The organism is Shewanella sp. YQ_9 (genome assembly GCF_043103185.1).
GTDB classification, from domain to species: domain Bacteria; phylum Pseudomonadota; class Gammaproteobacteria; order Enterobacterales; family Shewanellaceae; genus Shewanella; species Shewanella algae.
This window is the reverse complement of the sequence record NZ_JBICJO010000026.1, coordinates 190348-208558: the sequence shown is the minus strand read 5'-3', so window position 1 is coordinate 208558 and position 18211 is coordinate 190348. Positions and strand designations below refer to the sequence as shown.

17 protein-coding genes are annotated in these 18211 nt (G+C 54.5%); 6 read left to right on the top strand and 11 right to left on the bottom strand.

All coding sequences use genetic code 11. The annotated features are described in order from the left end of the window. Positions 1-13: 13 nt before the first annotated feature. Together ACF8D4_RS08130 and ACF8D4_RS08125 are read left to right on the top strand one after the other, a co-directional pair. Positions 14-820, top strand: a complete 807-nt coding sequence (locus tag ACF8D4_RS08130) for an undecaprenyl-diphosphate phosphatase (protein ID WP_101059502.1) — start codon at positions 14-16, stop codon at positions 818-820. A gap of 1 nt (position 821) precedes the next feature. Then, positions 822-1631, top strand: a complete 810-nt coding sequence (locus ACF8D4_RS08125) for a putative RNA methyltransferase (protein WP_025887815.1) — start codon at positions 822-824, stop codon at positions 1629-1631. 132 nt (positions 1632-1763) lie between these two features. Here the strand turns inward: ACF8D4_RS08125 and ACF8D4_RS08120 are convergent, their stop codons facing one another. Continuing rightward, complete coding sequence (locus tag ACF8D4_RS08120) at positions 1764-2030, bottom strand: Lpp/OprI family alanine-zipper lipoprotein (RefSeq protein WP_025010519.1); 267 nt, start codon at positions 2028-2030, stop codon at positions 1764-1766. 227 nt (positions 2031-2257) lie between these two features. Further along, positions 2258-3499, bottom strand: a complete 1242-nt coding sequence (locus tag ACF8D4_RS08115; protein WP_101059501.1) for a multifunctional CCA addition/repair protein — start codon at positions 3497-3499, stop codon at positions 2258-2260. A gap of 167 nt (positions 3500-3666) precedes the next feature. Between ACF8D4_RS08115 and ACF8D4_RS08110 the strand changes: the two genes are divergently transcribed. Further along, positions 3667-5322, top strand: coding sequence for an ExeA family protein (locus ACF8D4_RS08110; RefSeq protein WP_025010520.1), 1656 nt, complete (start codon positions 3667-3669; stop codon positions 5320-5322). Further along, on the top strand, positions 5322-6482 hold the full coding sequence (locus tag ACF8D4_RS08105) for a general secretion pathway protein GspB (protein ID WP_190532891.1): 1161 nt from the start codon (positions 5322-5324) through the stop codon (positions 6480-6482). The genes ACF8D4_RS08110 and ACF8D4_RS08105 overlap by 1 nt, the downstream gene beginning before the upstream one ends. A 66-nt stretch (positions 6483-6548) precedes the next feature. Here the strand turns inward: ACF8D4_RS08105 and nhaD are convergent, their stop codons facing one another. The 4 genes from nhaD to ACF8D4_RS08085 form a co-directional block, all read right to left on the bottom strand. Beyond that, a complete protein-coding gene (nhaD, locus tag ACF8D4_RS08100; protein ID WP_045283525.1) occupies positions 6549-7799 on the bottom strand; it encodes a sodium:proton antiporter NhaD in 1251 nt (416 codons plus the stop codon). A gap of 477 nt (positions 7800-8276) precedes the next feature. Beyond that, on the bottom strand, positions 8277-9560 hold the full coding sequence (gene hemL, locus ACF8D4_RS08095) for a glutamate-1-semialdehyde 2,1-aminomutase (protein WP_028779763.1): 1284 nt from the start codon (positions 9558-9560) through the stop codon (positions 8277-8279). Positions 9561-9589: 29 nt separating this feature from the next. Beyond that, complete coding sequence (locus ACF8D4_RS08090) at positions 9590-10609, bottom strand: aspartate carbamoyltransferase (RefSeq protein WP_025010522.1); 1020 nt, start codon at positions 10607-10609, stop codon at positions 9590-9592. A gap of 124 nt (positions 10610-10733) precedes the next feature. Next, positions 10734-12386 carry a chloride channel protein gene (locus tag ACF8D4_RS08085; protein WP_081782932.1) on the bottom strand — a complete coding sequence of 551 codons (1653 nt, stop codon included), beginning with the start codon at positions 12384-12386 and terminating at the stop codon, positions 10734-10736. A 130-nt stretch (positions 12387-12516) separates the two neighbouring features. Between ACF8D4_RS08085 and ACF8D4_RS08080 the strand changes: the two genes are divergently transcribed. Both ACF8D4_RS08080 and erpA read left to right on the top strand, forming a co-directional pair. Continuing rightward, positions 12517-13320, top strand: coding sequence for a DUF6776 family protein (locus ACF8D4_RS08080; protein WP_146507788.1), 804 nt, complete (start codon positions 12517-12519; stop codon positions 13318-13320). After that, positions 13313-13663, top strand: a complete 351-nt coding sequence (gene erpA / locus ACF8D4_RS08075) for an iron-sulfur cluster insertion protein ErpA (RefSeq protein ID WP_025010525.1) — start codon at positions 13313-13315, stop codon at positions 13661-13663. The genes ACF8D4_RS08080 and erpA overlap by 8 nt, the downstream gene beginning before the upstream one ends. A 63-nt stretch (positions 13664-13726) precedes the next feature. Here the strand turns inward: erpA and ACF8D4_RS08070 are convergent, their stop codons facing one another. The 5 genes from ACF8D4_RS08070 to ACF8D4_RS08050 form a co-directional block, all read right to left on the bottom strand. Beyond that, complete coding sequence (locus ACF8D4_RS08070) at positions 13727-14146, bottom strand: hypothetical protein (RefSeq protein ID WP_146507787.1); 420 nt, start codon at positions 14144-14146, stop codon at positions 13727-13729. Between the two features lie 59 nt (positions 14147-14205). After that, entirely contained in the window at positions 14206-14583 is a 378-nt protein-coding gene (locus tag ACF8D4_RS08065) for a DUF2750 domain-containing protein (RefSeq protein WP_025010527.1), read from the bottom strand. Positions 14584-14709: 126 nt separating this feature from the next. Then, positions 14710-15408, bottom strand: coding sequence for an aquaporin Z (gene aqpZ / locus ACF8D4_RS08060; protein ID WP_028779766.1), 699 nt, complete (start codon positions 15406-15408; stop codon positions 14710-14712). A gap of 269 nt (positions 15409-15677) precedes the next feature. Then, complete coding sequence (locus ACF8D4_RS08055) at positions 15678-16787, bottom strand: anhydro-N-acetylmuramic acid kinase (RefSeq protein WP_025010529.1); 1110 nt, start codon at positions 16785-16787, stop codon at positions 15678-15680. A gap of 14 nt (positions 16788-16801) precedes the next feature. Continuing rightward, positions 16802-18202, bottom strand: coding sequence for a peptidoglycan DD-metalloendopeptidase family protein (locus ACF8D4_RS08050; RefSeq protein ID WP_045283526.1), 1401 nt, complete (start codon positions 18200-18202; stop codon positions 16802-16804). Between the last annotated feature and the right edge of the window lie 9 nt (positions 18203-18211).

Below are 18211 nucleotides of genomic sequence, written 5' to 3'. Positions count from 1 at the left end.
TTAAAGGACAATTATGGACACAATACAGGTCATCATCCTTGCCCTGATCCAGGGCCTGACTGAATTTTTACCTATCTCCAGCTCGGCGCACCTTATTTTGCCCTCCCAATTACTGGGGTGGGAAGATCAGGGGCTGGCCTTCGATGTGGCGGTGCACATAGGCTCATTACTGGCGGTGGTGCTCTACTTCCGTACTGAAATCATCGCTATGCTGAACGCCTGGTTTGGCAGCATATTCAAGGGTAACCACAGTGCCGAGAGCAAACTGGCCTGGTGGATTATTCTGGCCACCATACCCGCGGTCGTTTTTGGTTTTGTGGCCAAAGATCTGGTTGAAACCTATCTGCGGGGGCCAGGCGTTATTGCCATCACTACTGTGGTATTCGGTTTGCTGCTCTGGTGGTCGGATAAGATGGCACGGCTTGAGCTCACTGAGTATCAAACCGGCTGGCGCAAGGCATTGATGATAGGTTTCGCCCAAGCTTTGGCACTTATTCCCGGCACCAGTCGCTCGGGGATCACCATGACGGCGGCCCTGATGCTGGGGCTAAACCGTGAGGCGGCGGCGCGTTTCTCTTTTTTGATGTCGATTCCTGTGATCCTGGGGGCGGCGCTGCTGATGGGCAAAGATCTGCTCGACGGCGGGCATGTGATTGACTGGCAGGCCTTGATACTGGGCGTAGTGCTCTCTTTTGTGGCGGCTTATACCTGTATCCACCTGTTTTTGAAGATTATCAGCAAGATGGGCATGCTGCCTTTCGTGCTCTACCGTCTGGCGCTCGGCGCGCTTCTATGCGGCTTTATCTTTCTGTGGAGCTAAGATGAATTCAGCGCAATTTCAGTGCCCGGTTTGCCAGAGTGAACTCAAGCAACATCAGGCATCCAGAGGTTTTTACTGCGCCAACAAACATCACTTCGATCGCCAGGAAGACGGTTATTGGCTGCTGGCCAAGCCCAAGAGCGCGGCGGTACATGCCTTGTCGCGCCAGGCGTTGCGGGCCCGGCGTTTTCTGCTGCAGTCTGAGTTGATGGCGCCTTTGCATCAGGCGCTTAATCTTAAGCTGGCCAGGCTCGCCGAAAACTGTGACGCTGTACTTGATCCCAACGCCGGAGACGGCGCCTTGCAGCAGATGCTGCAACTGCCGGATGAACTGCAACGTCTGCTTATCTGTGATGCGCAAAATGCCGCCTTCGCCGCTGCCAAAGCCTTGCCGACGGCGCAGGTATTTCTCAGTGTTGCCAAACGCTTGCCCTTTGAAGATGCGCAGTTTTCACTGGTGACTCTGCTCGATGGTCAGCTCAAGGGCAAGGAGATCCCCAGGGTGATGAAGCCTGGGGCACATCTTGTGATGTTGGCACCCGGGCCCAGACACTTATGGCAGTTGCGTGAGCAATTAAACGCGGATCTCAAGCAGCGGGAGTTCAGTATCAGCCTGCCGGCCGAGTTGACTGTGCTGGAAACCGAGAGCTTGAGTTTTTCTCTGGATGTGAGCGGTGAGCAGGCGTTGACGCTTTTGGAAACCACTCCTTATGCCTGGCGCGCCAGCGAAAAACAGAAGCGTGCGCTTGCTACTCGAGCAGTTAAGGGGCTGGAGCTGGATTACCGTGTGTTGGTGATTAAACGGAACTGAGTTTGAGCCTCGGGTTTAGGCTGAAAAGTGAAGGTTTTGGCTGGAATTTGGGTCAGGACTGACTGGAAGTCACTATAGGTTTTAGCGAAAAGCAAATCGGCAACACCTTGGTGTTGCCGATCCGGGACTGAATTACTTCTTGTAACGAGAAGCAACGTTGTCCAAGCGGTCGTTAGCACGCTTAGCTTCAGACTGAGCGTCCATAGCAGCAGCTTTGGCATCTTTAACGTCAGCAGACAGTTTGCCTTGCTCTGCTTTCAGAGAGCTAACTTCGGCTGATAATTGATCAACTTTGTTGCCCAGGTTAGCAACGCTTTCTTCCAGAGCAGTGGTGTTGGCACAGCCACCCAGCAGAGCAGTCATTGCTACGCCAGCAATCATCAGTACTTTTTTGTTCATGAAGAAATCCCTTTAGATAGGTTGGATTTTTAATGGCTCGACTGTAAAACAGCCGACACCGCCTAATTATGTCATAGTCAATTTATTTTGCTACGAATATTCACGTACAGGCCGCTTTACCTTATCGAATACTCATTGAATTGCCAAGTCTTTGGGAAGATAGCCAGTTTCTTTCGCCATTTTCTTAACATAACTGAAAATATTGCCGTCAATATCTTGCCTTTCTATCAGGAAACGGCGGAATTCAGTAACAGTTGCTTTTCTTGACGTACGGCGGCAATCCGCTGGCGACTGAGCTCTTCTCTGATGGCCGGCCCCTTGTGTCCCGCTGCCACTATGGGTTTGACATCTATGGCTGAGGCGACAGCAAATAACTGCCTCAATGCTTGCGCCTGCGGGTAGGGGGCTTGTTCAAGCCCGCTGCGGCCTCTGGCATCGGCCTCGCAGGCCAGCGCCAGTTGCTCCAGACGCTCGGGCTTGCGCCAGAAATCGGCTTTGTCGAAGATTTTCACTATGGTTTCCGGCTTGAGCTCCGCCAGATTATGAATATTTTGATGCTGATCGCTGACCAGCAACGCCAGATCCCGATACTCGGAAGGCACTCGCAGCCGCTCGCACAGGTTTCGAATAGGTTCAAGTCCCTTCTGGCCGTGGCCATGGTGCTTGGGCAGCATGTCGGCCGGGGTCAGTGCCTTACCGAGATCGTGCACCAGCGCGGCAAAGCGCACGGCTTTGTCGCGGGTTAATAGTGCGGCTTGCTCCAGTACCATCAAGGTGTGAAGGCCGGTATCAATTTCCGGATGCCACTTGGCTGGTTGCGGCACACCAAACAGGGCATCGATTTCCGGCATCAGTGCTTGTAAGGCGTTAACCTGGCGCAGTACTTCAAAAAACACCTGGGGCTGCTCGCAGCCGAGCACCTTATCCAGCTCCTGCCATACCCGCTCAGGCGTCAGTGCGCCAAGCTCGGGGCCGGCGGCAATTTCCTGCATCAGAGCCAGGGTTTCCGGCGCTATACTGAAGCCCTGAGGGGCAAAGCGGGCGGCAAAACGGGCCACCCTGAGTACCCGCAGCGGGTCTTCAACGAAAGCGGGGGAGACATGCCTCAGCACCCGGGCCTCGATATCCTTTTGGCCGTTGTAGGGGTCGTGCAGTTCGCCATCCTCACCTTGGGCTATGGCGTTAATGGTCAAGTCCCGCCGCAGCAGATCCTCTTCCAGGGTGACATCGGGCGCTGCATAGCAGGAGAAACCGCCGTAACCCAGGCCTGTCTTGCGCTCGGTTCTGGCCAGGGCGTACTCCTCCTGGGTTTTGGGGTGCAGAAACACGGGAAAATCCTTGCCCACCTGCCGGTATCCCAGTGAGGCCATCTGCTCCGGAGTCGCGCCTACCACCAGATGATCCCTGTCCTTGACGGGTAAGCCCAATAGTTTGTCACGCACTGCGCCACCAACCAGATAAATCTGCACGCTTGTGGATTCCTTATAATCGACTGCTTTGGTAATGGCCTCAGGATAACATGAGACCCGGCCGTGGGGGACTTTCCCGTGCATCACATAAATGGCGGCCGGGGTTTTACAATTTATGGCCTTGCCTTAAACTGGGCTGTCTCTAGCAAAGAAGGATGGCAGTGCCTATGTACAAGGCCTTTTATGGACTGAACGATAACCCGTTTTCTATCGCGCCCAATCCCAGTTATCTGTTTCTCAGTGACAGGCACAGGGAGGCGTTGGCGCATTTGACCTATGGCCTTGGGGAGACGGGGGGCTTTGTGCTGCTGACAGGTGAAGTCGGTACCGGGAAAACCACGGTTTCCCGCTGCCTGCTGCGGCAACTGCCGGAAAATACCGATACTGCCTTTATCCTCAATCCATCTCTGACCGAGCTTGAACTGCTGGCTACCCTCTGTGATGAGTTGAAAATTCCCTATGGCGAGGCGCCCACCCTCAAACAGCTGACCGATCATATCAGTGGTTTTCTGTTGGCTAACCACCAGGCCGGGCGCAACACTGTGCTGATCATCGATGAGGCCCAGCATCTGCGGGCCGAAGTGCTTGAGCAACTGCGCCTGCTTACCAACCTGGAGACAGATACCCGTAAATTGCTGCAGGTGATCCTCATAGGTCAGCCCGAGCTGCAGCAACTGCTCAAGCGCCAGGAACTGCGGCAGTTGGCGCAGCGAATCACTGCCCGTTACCATCTGTTGCCGCTCACCGAAGAGGAGGTGGGCTTCTATGTGCAGCACAGGTTGCAGGTGGCCGGGCGCAGCGAGCCCTTGTTCAACCGCGGCGCGATTCGGGCGCTGCATAAATTCAGTGGTGGTATTCCAAGGCTTATCAACCTCTTGTGTGAGCGGGCCTTGATGGCGGGTTATGGTCAGTCTCGAACCCCTATCGATGCCAAAATGGTGGCCACTGCCGCCGAAGAGGTGCTGGGAGAGAAAATCAAACAGCGTAATTATTTGTTACCGGCTTCTGCCGCCGCCATGCTGCTTTTGGCATTTGCCGGTGGTTACTATTTCCTAGCACAGCCGGAACAGGCTGTGGCCCAAGATCAGTCCGAACATCAACTTCATTCAGTGACAGATGCCAAGCAGACTCGGGTTGCAGGCAATCAAGCTGCTGTTAACCATCTTTCTGTCAATCAAGCTGCTGCGGACAAGCCCGCAGTCAATCGGGCGCAGCGGATCTTGACGCAGGCCATAGATCAGAGCCGCAATATAGATACCGCCTTTGCGGCCCTGTTTGCCCTTTGGGACAAGGTGCCATATTCAGGCATCAGTGCCTGTCAGGCCGCCGAACAGCAGGGGCTTGCCTGCTATCAGCAGCAGGGCAATCTCAACTCCTTACTGCGGCTCAACTATCCGGCTGTGGTCTATCTGGAGGATGAACAACAGCAGCCTTTCTATGGCACTCTGGTGACCAAAGATGGTGAGCAGTTGTTGCTGCAACTCAATGAACAACAACTCTGGGTCAGCGTCGATTGGTTCAACCGTCATTTCAGCGGTACTTTTGAAATCATCTGGGATGCCCCCAAGGATCCGCTCAAGGCGATAGGCCCAAGTGCCGGTTTGGCCCAGGTGCAGTGGCTGGAAAATACCCTGGCGCAGGTGGATGAACGCCCGGCCAGGCTGATGAGTTATTTCGACAGCGAGCTGGAGCAGTCACTGCAACAGTTTCAGCGGCGCCACGGCTTGAAACCGGACGGCATTGCCGGCAGCCAAACTCTGGTTCAGCTCAATCTGTACTTGAGTCATCAAGGCCCCAGATTGCACGCAGGAGGAGCGAGCTGATGTCTATCCTTCTCGATGCCGTGACCCGGGCCAAGCAACAGGAAATGGGTGAACAACTGGATCCTGTGTTGACTCCCAGGGCGCAATATCGCCGACAATCTTCGGCAAGTCGCTATCTCAAGCCGCTGGCGGTATTGGTGGCGGCCGTGCTGGCAGGTGGCGCCTTGGCTTGGGGCTGGCACTCGCTTGATACCAATAAAAAGCCGCTGGCTCCCGAGACATCTTCAGTTGGGGCGAAAGCCTCGCAGCAGCAAGCCAGGCAACAAGATGAGTCTCAAGGATATAAGCAACCGACTCAAGCCGCTGAGGTGGCTGAACAAGGTGCAACGGAAGTACGTTTGGCCGGTAAGGTTGCCTTGCCTATGGCCCAGCCGATACCTCAGACTCAGGCTGTTCAATCTCGGACAATCCAGTCGCAAAATACGCTGCCTCAAAATGCTCAGGCTGAGAATAGGGCGACCATAAACCAAAGTTCAGTAAACCAGGGCTCAATAAGCCAGAGCTCAATAAACCAAAGCGGCGAAGCTGAAATTGCAGCCCGCCAGAGTCCGGCTTCGGTTAATGCACAGTCGACTGGCAGTGATTTATTGGCCGCCAGTGTGGCCGAAGCGGCTAAAGAGCTGCAGTTTGCGCAACTCCAGGCTGATGGCTCAGCAACTGTAAATCAGCCGCAGGAGATGCCGGCGGCTGACGATGAGCCGATTATCCTGGGAGCCAACCCCAATCGCCGTGGGCTTGAGGTGCTAGAGTCTCTCAAGCGGCAGGTTAATGAAGCGGCTGAGGATGTGGGGCTATCCAGTGCCGAGAGCCGCCGCCAGGATGAGTTGGTGGCTCAGTTTCAGGCGGCGCTTGCCGATGTGGAGCACCGGCACTCGGCGGAAAAACCCGTATCGCCTCCCGAATTGGATCCCATTCCCAAGACTGAGGAAGAGGTGCCTCCTTACGGCGGCTTGCCGGCCGGGCTGCAATTGCAGGTTCCTGAGTTTGAGATCAGTGCTCACGTATATGCCTCAGAGCCTTCCAAGCGTTGGCTGAATGTGGAGGGTGCCGAACTGCAGGAGGGTGACAGCATCAAGGGTCAACTGAAGATCGTTGAGATACGTCCAAGGGATGTGGTGCTGGAAATTCAAGGGCAGAAGTTCCGGGTGCCGGCCATCTAAGTCGACCCAAAACGGCTGGAACTAAGCATAAAAAAGCGCCATTAAGGCGCTTTTTTATCTTAGAGCTCAAGCTCCGTAGAAGTAGTTCCCCAGCAGCAGTGTCAGGGCGTAGCCTACAGAGTAGCACAGCAACAGCGCCGGAACATACTTGAGGTAAGAGACAAAGGTCAGCTCTTTGACCTTGCTCATGGCGATGATCCCGGCCGCCGAACCTATCACCAGCAGAGAGCCACCCACACCTACTGCGTAGGTCAGGCCCAGCCACTCAGGCGTGGTCAGTTCAGGTGCGGCTTTCAAAAGCGCCGCGGTCAGTGGCACGTTATCCAATATGGCCGATCCCATACCAGTGACAAAGTTGGAAATGTTGGGGTCGTGACGGGCGTAGACCTGGGCCAGAAGATCCAGCGTGCCTATCTCTTTGAGCATACCCACCAACAAGAGGATCCCGAGGAAGAACAGCAGGGTGTCGTATTCCACTTGGCGGATATACTCGAGGATCTGCAGTTCTTCTTTGTCGTTGCGGGCGGTGTGGCCCACCAGGAACATGATTGATAACCCGGTGAGGAAGGTTAGCACGGGGGGAATGGCAAACAGAATGTTCAGTGCCATGGTCATCAATATGGTGGTGAAGAAGATGATGGCGATAAGCACATCCACTGTCTCGTAACTTTGACGAATAGGTGTGGTGGACACCTCGCCCTTGGCATTGAGGGAGAAGAGTATTGCCAGCAACATCACGCTGAATGCCGCCGGCAGCACCAACATCAGCAGTTCTGACATATGCACATGGCCGCCGAGGAAGATCATCAGGGTAGTGACGTCACCCGTTATCAGAGAAACTCCCCCTGAGTTGACGGCAAAGATAATCAATACCGCCATCCGGCGACGCATCTGTTTGTCGAGCTTGAAGGTGGTCAGCAGCCCAAGAGAGACCAAGGTGGCGGTGACGTTGTCACAGATGGCCGACAATACCAGGGAAAACAGCGCAACCTGCAGCATCAGCATCCGGGTGCTGACCCGCTGCGGAAACAGCTTCTGCACTATTATCTGGATCATGCCCTTGGCGTTGAGATAGGCCACAAAGGTCATGGTCGACATCAAAAACAGCCAGAGCGTCGCGATTTCCAGCAGGTTTTCATTGAGTTGATGCTCTACCAGCTTTTCATGGCCGGGGTCGCCGGCAGACATGAACAGAGCTATCCAGGAGATACAACCGAAAAACAGAGTCGTTTTGGCTTTGTTGAGGTGAGTCACCTCTTCAAAAATGATACTCAGCAGTGCCAACACCGCCAGTATGATAAGAAAGGTATAGAGCATAAATGCAATTCCAACTGCTGATTTTATGTTCGTCTGCCCTGGGGGAAGTGGGCAGTTTTTGTGTCGGCTATCAAGGTTCAATTAATCGAGCTGTGATAACGCGTGCGGATCAGACCACACTGACATGGATAACGCAACTGTTAACTGGAACACATTTTCTTAGACTTTGTGATAAGTGTCCGTCGACTTTCGGGCTAAGCCAGTGATTTGGTCTGTTTGTTTTTTATATCTTGGTGTTTTGTACTGATTGGGCCTGTTTGGCAGCGAAAGGCGACAGTCGACTAGCGAGCCGGTGGCAAGTTGGCGTGACAGCCATGGTGCAGCCTGAATTGGCTTGTGAGTATGGCGCTGGATGGAAAATTTGTGGAAGGGGAATTGAGCAACCAGAATTCGAGCTGGACGCCAGAGAAATCTACCCGGCGGGAGTGGGCATAAAAAACGGGGCCGTATAGACCCCGTTTTCAATCCATCTGCGGATTACTTCATGCGTGCCAGAACACGATCGGCTGCATCCAGAGTCGCCTGCAGCTCTTGCTCGCCGTGAGCCATGGACAGGAAGCCTGCTTCAAAGGCGCTCGGTGCCAGGTAGATACCTTCGTCCAGCATGCCGTGATAGAAGGCGCGGAACTGCTCCATGTTGCACTTGGTGACCTGCTCAAAGCCGGTGATCTTCTCTTCATCGGTAAAGAAGAAACCAAACATGCCGCCAACATAGTTGATGGCCATGGGGATACCATGCTTGTCGGCCGCGGCCTTGAAGCCTTCAGCGATACGCTTGGTCTTGGCTGCCAATTCCTCATAGAGGCCAGGCTCTGACAGGGCTTCCAGCTGAGCCAGACCTGCAGTCATGGCGATAGGGTTACCCGAAAGTGTGCCGGCCTGGTACACAGGGCCGGTCGGGGCAATATACTGCATGACTTCTTTCTTGCCACCGAAGGCACCAACCGGCATACCGCCGCCGATAACCTTACCCAGAGTGGTCAGATCCGGTGTCACCCCATAGTGACCTTGGGCACCGCTCTTGGAGACGCGGAAGCCTGTCATCACTTCGTCGATGATCAGCAGGGCGCCGAACTGATCGCAAAGCTCACGCAGTCCTTCGAGGAAACCTGCAACCGGCGGGATACAGTTCATGTTGCCGGCAACCGGCTCGAGTATGATACAGGCGATATCCTGCGGATGCTGGCTGAACAGCTCTTTGACTGAGTCCAGATCGTTATAGACAGCGGTCAGGGTGTGCTTGGCGAAGTCAGCAGGGATCCCTGGGGAGCTGGGTTGACCCAGAGTCAGGGCGCCGGAACCAGCCTTAACCAGCAGACAGTCGGCATGGCCGTGGTAGCAGCCTTCGAACTTGAGGATCTTGTCTCTGTTGGTGTAACCCCGAGCCAGGCGTATGGCGCTCATGGTGGCTTCTGTACCAGAGCTCACCATGCGTACCTGTTCTATGGAAGGCACCATCTCAATGACTTTTTCTGCCATCTGCACTTCCAGCTCGGTAGGTGCACCGAAAGACAGACCGTTCTCCACCGCCTTGAGTACCGCTTCGCGGATCTTGGGATGGTTGTGACCCAGGATCATAGGCCCCCAGGAACCGACATAGTCGATATAGGCTTTGCCGTCGGCATCATAGATATAGGCACCGTCGGCCTTTTCGATGAAGCGGGGAGAGCCGCCTACACCGTTGAAGGCACGTACTGGCGAGTTCACACCGCCGGGGATGGTTTTCTTGGCCTGTTCAAACAGGTCTTCAGAACGGGTCATGTTTAATCCTTAAAGTCAGTGGCCGCTCTCTAGCGATCGGCCTTGCGTGAATACCAGTTAACCGGACACTCGTATTTTTCCAACTGATTGTCCACCCCGAGTGTCAGGGCAAACAGTGCCATGCGGATCAACAAGCCATTGTCGGCCTGACGGAAGATAGCCAGGTTGGGATGGTTGTTAAGATCATTGTCCAGCTCATTGGCCTGCAGCCTGGAGTCCCGAGGCAATGGATGCATGATCACTGTATTGGACTTACAATTTTTGGTGTATATGGCGCTGTTCAAACGGAACTTGCCACGATACTTATCGGCTTCCTCCTGCGAGGGGAAGCGCTCTTCCTGAATGCGCGTCAGATAGAGTATATCAGCCTGATCTAAATTGCCTTCCAGTTGGTCTGTTATTGTGATCTTATGCCCGGCATTTTCAATGTCGGCGATCACATAGTCAGGCATTGCCAGCTCGGCAGGGGAGATCAGGGTGAAGCTGATGTTCTTGTACATGCACAGAAGACGCGACAGCGAGTGCACCGTGCGGCCGTATTTGAGATCGCCCACCATGGCGATATGCATGCCGTCTATGCCTAAGCCTTTGCTGTGCAGCTCTTTCTGTATGGTGAACAGATCCAGCAGCGCCTGGGTTGGATGTTCGTTGGCACCATCGCCGCCGTTAATCACAGGCACCCGGCTGCCTTCGGCAAATTCGCGTACCGAATAGGACTCGGGGTGGCGCATGGCAATCACGTCCGAGTAGCTGGACAACACCCTGGCGGTATCGTAGAGGGACTCCCCCTTGGACAGCGACGAGGAAGCCATGCCGACCGTTTCAGCGACCCGGCCGCCAAGCAGGTTGAAGGCGCAGCCGAAGCTGACCCGGGTACGGGTACTGGGTTCAAAAAACAGATTGCCGAGAATAGCACCATCCAGCACCTTGGTACGCTTTTCGCGCAGTGCGTATGGGGTCATCTTTTGGGCTACGGTGAAAATGGTTTGAATGGCGTCCAGATCTAACTGGTTTACGGAGAGGATATGTGATCCCTGGAACTGGTTCATCAGCCTTGGTTTCCAATGCAATTGGGTACTGACACTGAGGTCTGGACCCATGGGTTATGTAGGGTTTGGCTGAGGCGCAACTATAACAGAAGGTGACGGCTATGAAAATGACCCATGATTGAAATTACACTTCTCCGGCACGGATTTCCTGCTGCAGGTTAGACCAACTGATCACCCCGACGATATTCTCCGGTGTATCCTGATAGATATAGACTTCACCGGCACGTTTCGGCGCCAGAATTTCGTACACCTCGTTGAGGGTGGCCGAGTCGGGTAGCCCCTGGATCCTGTGCTGGGTCAGGCTGGTGTCAGTGTCAAACGAAGGCATCTGCAGATCCAGCATGGCAATCTGCCCTTCGGCATCTCTGACAAGCACGGGCCTGCCCTGGGCGCGTTTCATCACCTCCAGCAACAGCTCGTCATTGTTGTTGACTATCACTATGCGCCTGTCCATCAGAGCGCGTACCCCGAGTTTCTGCAATCCCAGGTTAACCGGGGCCACCTTGTAACCCAGGCCCATGATGTCCAACTGACGAAAGAATATGGATTTGGCATTCAGCCCCTGATAGGCGATGAGGTAGGCGGGCACGGCCACTATCATTCCGGGCAGTATGATGGAGGCATCGTTGGTCATCTCCAGTAGCGCCACCAGGGCGGCGAGTGGTGCGCTGAGACAAACCCCCATCATGGCGGTCATGCCGATAACAGTATAGAGCCCTGCATAGGGGGCCACCGAGGGAAACAGCAGTGCGGTCGCCTGAGCTAGAATGGCGCCGCCCAAGGCGCCTATGCCGTAGAGTGGACCTATGATCCCTCCCGGGATCCCAAGGCCGATGGCGGCAATGGTCGCGATAATCTTGGCCAGCAATACCGCCAGCAAAAACCAGATGGCCGGGTTGTCGCTGACCGCCAGTCCTATGGCCATTTCACCGCTGCCCAGAGCCTGAGGCAGCACCAGTCCTATCAGAGTGGTGATAACACCTGCCAGCAACAGGCGGACAATCAAGGGCCAGTGTTGGCCGCGCTCGGTCACCTGAATAAGGCTGTGATTGAATAGGGCCGCGGCGACCCCCAGCACTATACCGCCGAGGGCCAGCAGCGGGTATTGATCCAGTGGAATATGGCTGACCTTGATGGCATCAAACTCGTGGATATTACCGAACACCACCTGGCTGGATACGGCGCCGCAGATGGCCGACAGCATGATGGGGAAGAAGTATTGCACCTTGTATTCCCTGAGCACCACTTCGAGGACAAATACCACGGCGGCCAGGGGCGCGTTGAAGGTGGCGGCTATCCCGGCGGCTATGCCACTGGCACACATGATGCGCACACTGTTGTCCGGCAGCTTGAATTTTTCTGCCAATACTGAGGCGGTGACCGCCCCCAGATGAATGGCCGGGCCTTCACGACCAACCGAGAAGTTACTCGCCAGCGCAAACAGCGCCTGAAAAAACTGCCCCGGTGCCGACTGCAGCGGGATCTTGCCATAATGCAGTTTCACCCTGTGCAGCACATAGGCTATACCCATCCGCTTGTAGCGTTTGGAGCCAAACCTGGCCACCAGCCAGATCAAAAAAGCCCCAAAAAGTGGTAACAGGACTCGCCAGTCACCGATTGAGCCCGTAAAATCCCATTCCTGTGTTTGGGTAAAATGATTGGCCCATTGCAGCAGCAGGCGAAACAGTATGATGACAGCCGAGGCCATCAGCGCAAACAACAGGGCCAGCAGACACAGTTGAATACTGATCCTCGTTTGGGACAGCTTGTCTCTCATCTGGTGGCGCAGATACTTTCGCGCCTCAAGTTTGAACTTTCTGAATCTTGCCTGCACTGCTGCTTTCCGAAGCCTGATGTGAAATCTTAGTACCTAAGATGGAAATTTTTATATAAGGGGCTGTTAGTTAATGGCAAATTATCATCGCTGGCTCGATCGCCTGCAAGTGATGGAGCGAAATATTCGTCCATCCAGTCTGTATTTGTTGCTCTTGGTCATGGTGGCCTTTCTGACCGGACTGCTCAGCTATCACTTTTTTATCCCGCCAGGTGAAGTCCAGCTGCAACAAAATGACGGTAAAAAGAAACGCTTGCAGGGACAACTGCAGGAACAAGCACAGCTGCTGGCGAGCCGTAATCTGGAGCTGAGCCTGGCCAAGGAGGCCAATGAGGAGATGCAGCAGCTGTTCAACAAGCAGCATAAGAAACAGAAGGAGCTGGAACGTGAGCTGGCCTTCTACCGCAGTATCATGGCGCCGGAGCATAACGCCGAAGGCGTGGCTATCCATGGTTTGGAACTGATGCCGTTGGCGGGCCCAGGGCAATACCGTCTCAAGCTGATACTGACCCAGTTGCAAAAGCGCAAACAGGCGCTCAAGGGAAGAAGTGAGATACTTCTCATTGGCATGCAAGAGGGCAAGCAAGTCGAACTGAGTTTAGCTAAACTGGTGGACACCAAGTTGGCATTTAACTTCAAGTACTTTCAGGTACTGGAAGCGGAATTTACCCTGCCTGAAGGGTTCGAGTTACAGCAGATGAAGGCCAAGGTCGTCGTGCCTGCCAGCCGCTGGAGCAAAGGCGCCGAAACCGAACAAAGTTTCAGCCTGCCGGAGTTGCTGGAGGGCGAAAAAGATCCCGGCATAATACTTGAACAAAACAGTCAGGTAACAGATAATCTGCCACAGCAAACAGATGTAAGAGGTAGTAATGACTGAACAAGCTGAATCAGCTATGCCCATCCAGTTTACCGATGCGGCGGCAACCAAGGTCAAGGCCTTGCTGGAAGAAGAACAGAACAGTGCGCTGAAGCTGCGGGTCTATGTCACGGGCGGCGGCTGCTCAGGTTTTCAGTATGGCTTCACCTTTGATGAAAAAGTGAATGAAGGCGATTTCACCGTGGAAAAACAAGGGGTACAGCTGGTCGTTGATCCCATGAGCCTGCAATATCTTGTCGGCGGTGAAGTAGATTACACCTCAGGGCTGGAAGGCTCGCGTTTCTTCGTCAAAAATCCCAACGCAACCACGACCTGTGGTTGTGGCGCCAGCTTCTCGGTATAACCGAGAGCGAAAGCAGCAAAAAGCCGTCCTATTGGACGGCTTTTTTTGTGGGCGCAAGGCCGGTTACTGCATCAGGTTGAAGTTCATCTTACGCTTGAAGAAGGCTTTGACCTTAGGAGTAAAGGCTATCCATACCTGCAGCATGCAAAAGCCTATCAGAAAGCCGAAAATGGCCCAGTCCGGAGCCTTGAGTTCCATTCCGGCGATATTGAGGGTATTGGGCCCTGTGGCCACACTGTCGCCCTGATCCAGAATATAGGGCAGGAAACTCACCAGCGTGAGCTGCGCCAAGGTATAGAAGCGCAGTGCCCATAGGCCGGCCTGATGGCGCGCTAATACCGCCAACACCATGATCAGCGTCAGCAGACAAAAGACGACACCCTGACCGGCAATCAGGCCACTGACCGAGGCGGCAATATAAAGCAGCATCAGTAACAGCAGGCGTTTGGGAATGGCGTAGATTTCAGTGGCGGCTTGGCTCATCTTACGGCGCTCCTTGTGCTCTATTAACTCATGTTCTATTGAAACATGGCGCTATTGACTCAGTGACGCGTCTTGGGCGCCAGTCGCTGCTCCAGCTCATGTGGTGGAATAACCACGCCGAGATCTTCCAGCATAGGGAAGACGGCAACATAGAGTTCGTCATCTTCCATACCTGGCACCCAACGCTCCAGCCACTCGGCAAGGCCTATGGACAGCGGCCGACAATCCTGCCAATCATCCACGGCCCACAGGGACGCCGTTTCTTCACTGGGCCATACCGGAATACAGTCTTCATCATCCGTGGTCAGCATCACGCAGCCGTCATTGTCCTGTAGTACCCATAGCTCTTTATGCTCTTTGACCTGCTCTACCAGAAAGTCGTAGCGGCCTTCCGGAGTCATACCGGCGAACTGGGCCTGGGTTTGTTTCTTGCTCATGGTGACATCTCATCTCGGTGGCCGCGGCACTGCGCCCGGCCAAAAATTGACGGCATGTTAACACCGCTTGCGGGCAAGAAAAAGCGCCCCGCAGGGCGCAATCGATTTTTTGACTATCCAGACTATTTACTCGGATGGATTCTCAAAGGCGCGGTAGATGAGTCCCGCAATGATTGCACCGGCAATAGGCGCAACCCAAAACAGCCATAGCTGACTCAGGGCCCAATCACCGACAAACAGTGCCGGTCCTGTGCTGCGGGCCGGATTCACCGAGGTGTTGGACACAGGGATACTGATAAGGTGGATAAGTGTCAGCCCAAGGCCTATGGCGATGGGAGCAAAACCAGCTGGAGCTCGCTTGTCGGTGGCACCGAGAATGATCAGCAGAAAGAACAGTGTCATGACCAGTTCACAAACCAGCACGGCCGTCAGGCTGTAACCCCCGGGAGAGTGCTCGCCAAAGCCGTTGGAGGCAAAGCCGGCGCTCAGAGAGAATCCGTCCTGACCCGAGGCTATCACATAGAGAATGGCGGCGCCGACAATGGCCCCTGCCACCTGAGAGACGATATAAGGCAGTAGCTCGGCAGCAGGAAAGCGGCCGCCGGCCCAGAGTCCGAAAGAGACTGCCGGGTTGAGGTGGCAACCTGAAATGTGGCCAATGGCAAATGCCATGGTCAGCACGGTTAAACCAAAGGCGAGGGCAACCCCGACAAAGCCGATCCCCAGCTCAGGAAAGGCGGCTGCCAATACGGCGCTGCCGCAACCGCCAAGAACCAACCAGAGGGTGCCGAGAAATTCGGCGAGCATTTTTTGTGTCATCTTCATTGTTGCATCCTGTGCAGTGATGTGTTTCCCACAAATTCGCGGGTATTCAGGATAGCTCCCGAATATTACCGGCGCAGTATAGCCAGATGAACACTAGTTCAATGTGAGCTGAAGCGCCAATTTGTGTCAGAAAAATCAGCTGCTTGGAGGACGCGAAGGTTAAGGTTAACAGGCTGAAAAATTCGCTGTTGCCCAGGTTGGTTTGGGGTAAACAAGGCTGATGTTTAACGTCAAGGTGCTGTTGTTACAGCACCTTGTATCGAAAGGAGTCAGGCTGCGGGGAAGCGGGCGCCGAGTACGGCTTCGCGGCTGGCACCTGTTACCGCCGGCAGATTGGCCGGCAACCCCTGATGGTGGCGCAGCGCCAACCAGGCAAACGCTATGCCTTCCACCCATTTGGGATCGATACCCAGCACAGAGGTGGTGGCTATGCTGTGGTTGGGCAACTGGGCTCCGAGGCGTTTCATCAACGCGCCATTGAGTGCACCGCCGCCACAGACGTAGATTTCGCCATCCGGGCTCAACTTGGCTATGTCCCTGGCAATGCTGTGGCAGGTGAGGTCCAGGAGTGTTGATTGAATATCCTCTTCCGGCAGATGGCTGAACAGCGCCAGTTGTTGATCCAACCAGGCGTTGTTGAACAGCTCTCTGCCCGTGCTCTTGGGGTAATCCAGCGAGAAATAGGGGTGTGATAACAGTTGTGCCAGAAATTCTGCCGAGCTGTTGCCGCTTTCGGCCCACTGACCGTCTTCATCGAACGGCAGTTGTCTTATCTGCTGGCTCCAGGCGTCTATCAGGGTGTTTCCCGGGCCGGTATCAAAGCCAAGGATCTCCCGGTTATCGGCGGGCAGGAAAGTGATGTTAGCTATGCCGCCAATATTGAGGATGATGCGGTTGGTGCCAGGGCTTGAAAATATCTGCTGGTGGAATGCCGGCACCAGCGGCGCGCCTTGGCCGCCGAGGGCGATATCCTTGCGGCGAAAATCGGCGATAACATCTATGCCGGTTTCGGCGGCGATAGTGTTGGGATCGCCAATCTGCAAGGTAAAACCCACTTCCAGATTGGGCATATGGCGCACTGTCTGACCATGACTGCCGATGGCACAGACCTGTTCCTTACTCACCCCAGTGTTGGCGAGCAGTTGCTTGACCGCGCTGGCAAACACCTTACCTACTGTGCGGTCCAGCCGTCCCAAACGATTGATTTCATCAGTATCCGGTTGGCAGAGACGTTGCAAGCCCTTGAACAGATGGGTGGGTAACGGCTCTGTATGTTGGCCAAGCAGTTTGGGTTGGCCACTGCTGAAGTCCACCAACACGGCGTCAACGCCGTCCATGCTGGTGCCGGACATCAGCCCAATAAAGTATCCAGAATTCATCTATGCTGTCCCTGTTATTGCATCGCAACCTGAACTTGTTTGTTGCGCAGCAGAGTGGCCATCAATTGGCTACTGAGTTGTTGGAAGGCGACACGTTCGCTCTTGGCAATAGCTTCAGCCTTGGGGAGATCCACAGTGCGTGGATTTCTGTGTACACCGTTGACGATAAACTCATAGTGCAGATGTGCGCCTGTTACCCGACCTGTACGGCCTAGGGTACCTATGATCTGTCCCTGTTTGACGCTTTCACCCTGGTTAACCTTACGCTTGTTGAGGTGCAGGTATTTGGTGGTATAGGTTTCGTTGTGTTTGATAAACACATAGTTACCGTTGTATTGATTGTAGCCGGCCTTGACCACCCGGCCGCTACCGGCCGCTTTGATGGGAGTGCCTATGGCGGCAACATAATCTACCCCGCGATGGGCCTTCACCTGACCGGTAACAGGATGCAGACGGCGAGGGTTGAAGTTGGAACTCACATACTTGAAGTCAACCGGTGAGCGCAGGAACGCCTTGCGCATGCTACGGCCTTCCTCTGAATAGTAGTTACCGTCTTTGTATCTTACCGCAGTGTAACGCTCGCCCTGGTTGATAAATTCGGCGGCCAATATATTGCCGTTACGCAGAAACTCGCCGTCGGCATATTCTTCTTCATACATGAGGGCAAAGCTGTCACCCTCGCGGATATCCAGGGCAAAGTCGACATCCCAGCCGAATATGGTGGCCAGTTGCATAATCTGCGCCGGTGTCAGTCCGGCTTCGACACCGGCATTCCAGAAGTTGCTCTTGATATTGGCGCGGGCGAATTTATCCCGGGTCTCAACGGTTTTTACCGCCAGTTCTTCTTCATAACTCTTGCCCTGTTTGCGGACTATCAGGGTGGATACGGCATCGAGGCGGTATCTTAGCTCCTGCAGCTCGCCATCGGCGTTTTTGCCTATGGCGACTTCGTCACCTGGCATTATCTTCAGCAGGTTTTTCTTTGCCAGTGGCAGTTGGGTAATGTCGTGAACTTCTCTGGCGGTAAGTGAGGCGCGGCTGAAGAGTGCCGCCAGGGTGTCGCCGCTTTTAATCTCGAAGTGTTCCAGCTCGGCAATGGCTGGACTGGTTTGTTCGGGAACCTCAAGCGCGGCTTCTGCCTGTTGATTTAGTCTCTCTGTCAGCGCCTCGGCGGCGGCTTCTGAATCCGGATGTTGCCCGCTTTCAACCACTTGCTGGGCTGTAGGTGAGGTGGGAGTACGAAAGGCCAGTGGCACTTGGTAACGTACCTGGGTTTGCGGGCCGGCGCTGTTTTTCGATGCCTCGGCTTCGTCAGAGGGAAGCAACAGGGTTATCAAGGTAATGGTGGTTAAAATACTGAGCAGGATTTGATGCTTTCTGGGCAGCAGTCTGAAGAGAGTAATAAGCTTTGCCATCGACCCCGA

Bases quoted from the DNA above. Each gene is read 5' to 3' on its own strand.
- ACF8D4_RS08065 (WP_025010527.1), bottom strand. From the start codon at position 14,583: ATGAGCAAGAAACAAACCCAGGCCCAGTTCGCCGGTATGACTCCGGAA.
- hemL (WP_028779763.1), bottom strand. From the start codon at position 9,560: ATGACCCGTTCTGAAGACCTGTTTGAACAGGCCAAGAAAACCATCCCC.
- ACF8D4_RS08105 (WP_190532891.1), top strand. From the start codon at position 5,322: ATGTCTATCCTTCTCGATGCCGTGACCCGGGCCAAGCAACAGGAAATG.
- ACF8D4_RS08085 (WP_081782932.1), bottom strand. From the start codon at position 12,386: ATGAGAGACAAGCTGTCCCAAACGAGGATCAGTATTCAACTGTGTCTG.
- aqpZ (WP_028779766.1), bottom strand. From the start codon at position 15,408: ATGAAGATGACACAAAAAATGCTCGCCGAATTTCTCGGCACCCTCTGG.
- nhaD (WP_045283525.1), bottom strand. From the start codon at position 7,799: ATGCTCTATACCTTTCTTATCATACTGGCGGTGTTGGCACTGCTGAGT.
- ACF8D4_RS08110 (WP_025010520.1), top strand. From the start codon at position 3,667: ATGTACAAGGCCTTTTATGGACTGAACGATAACCCGTTTTCTATCGCG.
- ACF8D4_RS08050 (WP_045283526.1), bottom strand. From the start codon at position 18,202: ATGGCAAAGCTTATTACTCTCTTCAGACTGCTGCCCAGAAAGCATCAA.
- ACF8D4_RS08080 (WP_146507788.1), top strand. From the start codon at position 12,517: ATGGCAAATTATCATCGCTGGCTCGATCGCCTGCAAGTGATGGAGCGA.
- ACF8D4_RS08120 (WP_025010519.1), bottom strand. From the start codon at position 2,030: ATGAACAAAAAAGTACTGATGATTGCTGGCGTAGCAATGACTGCTCTG.
- ACF8D4_RS08055 (WP_025010529.1), bottom strand. From the start codon at position 16,787: ATGAATTCTGGATACTTTATTGGGCTGATGTCCGGCACCAGCATGGAC.
- ACF8D4_RS08090 (WP_025010522.1), bottom strand. From the start codon at position 10,609: ATGAACCAGTTCCAGGGATCACATATCCTCTCCGTAAACCAGTTAGAT.
- ACF8D4_RS08130 (WP_101059502.1), top strand. From the start codon at position 14: ATGGACACAATACAGGTCATCATCCTTGCCCTGATCCAGGGCCTGACT.
- ACF8D4_RS08125 (WP_025887815.1), top strand. From the start codon at position 822: ATGAATTCAGCGCAATTTCAGTGCCCGGTTTGCCAGAGTGAACTCAAG.
- ACF8D4_RS08070 (WP_146507787.1), bottom strand. From the start codon at position 14,146: ATGAGCCAAGCCGCCACTGAAATCTACGCCATTCCCAAACGCCTGCTG.
- erpA (WP_025010525.1), top strand. From the start codon at position 13,313: ATGACTGAACAAGCTGAATCAGCTATGCCCATCCAGTTTACCGATGCG.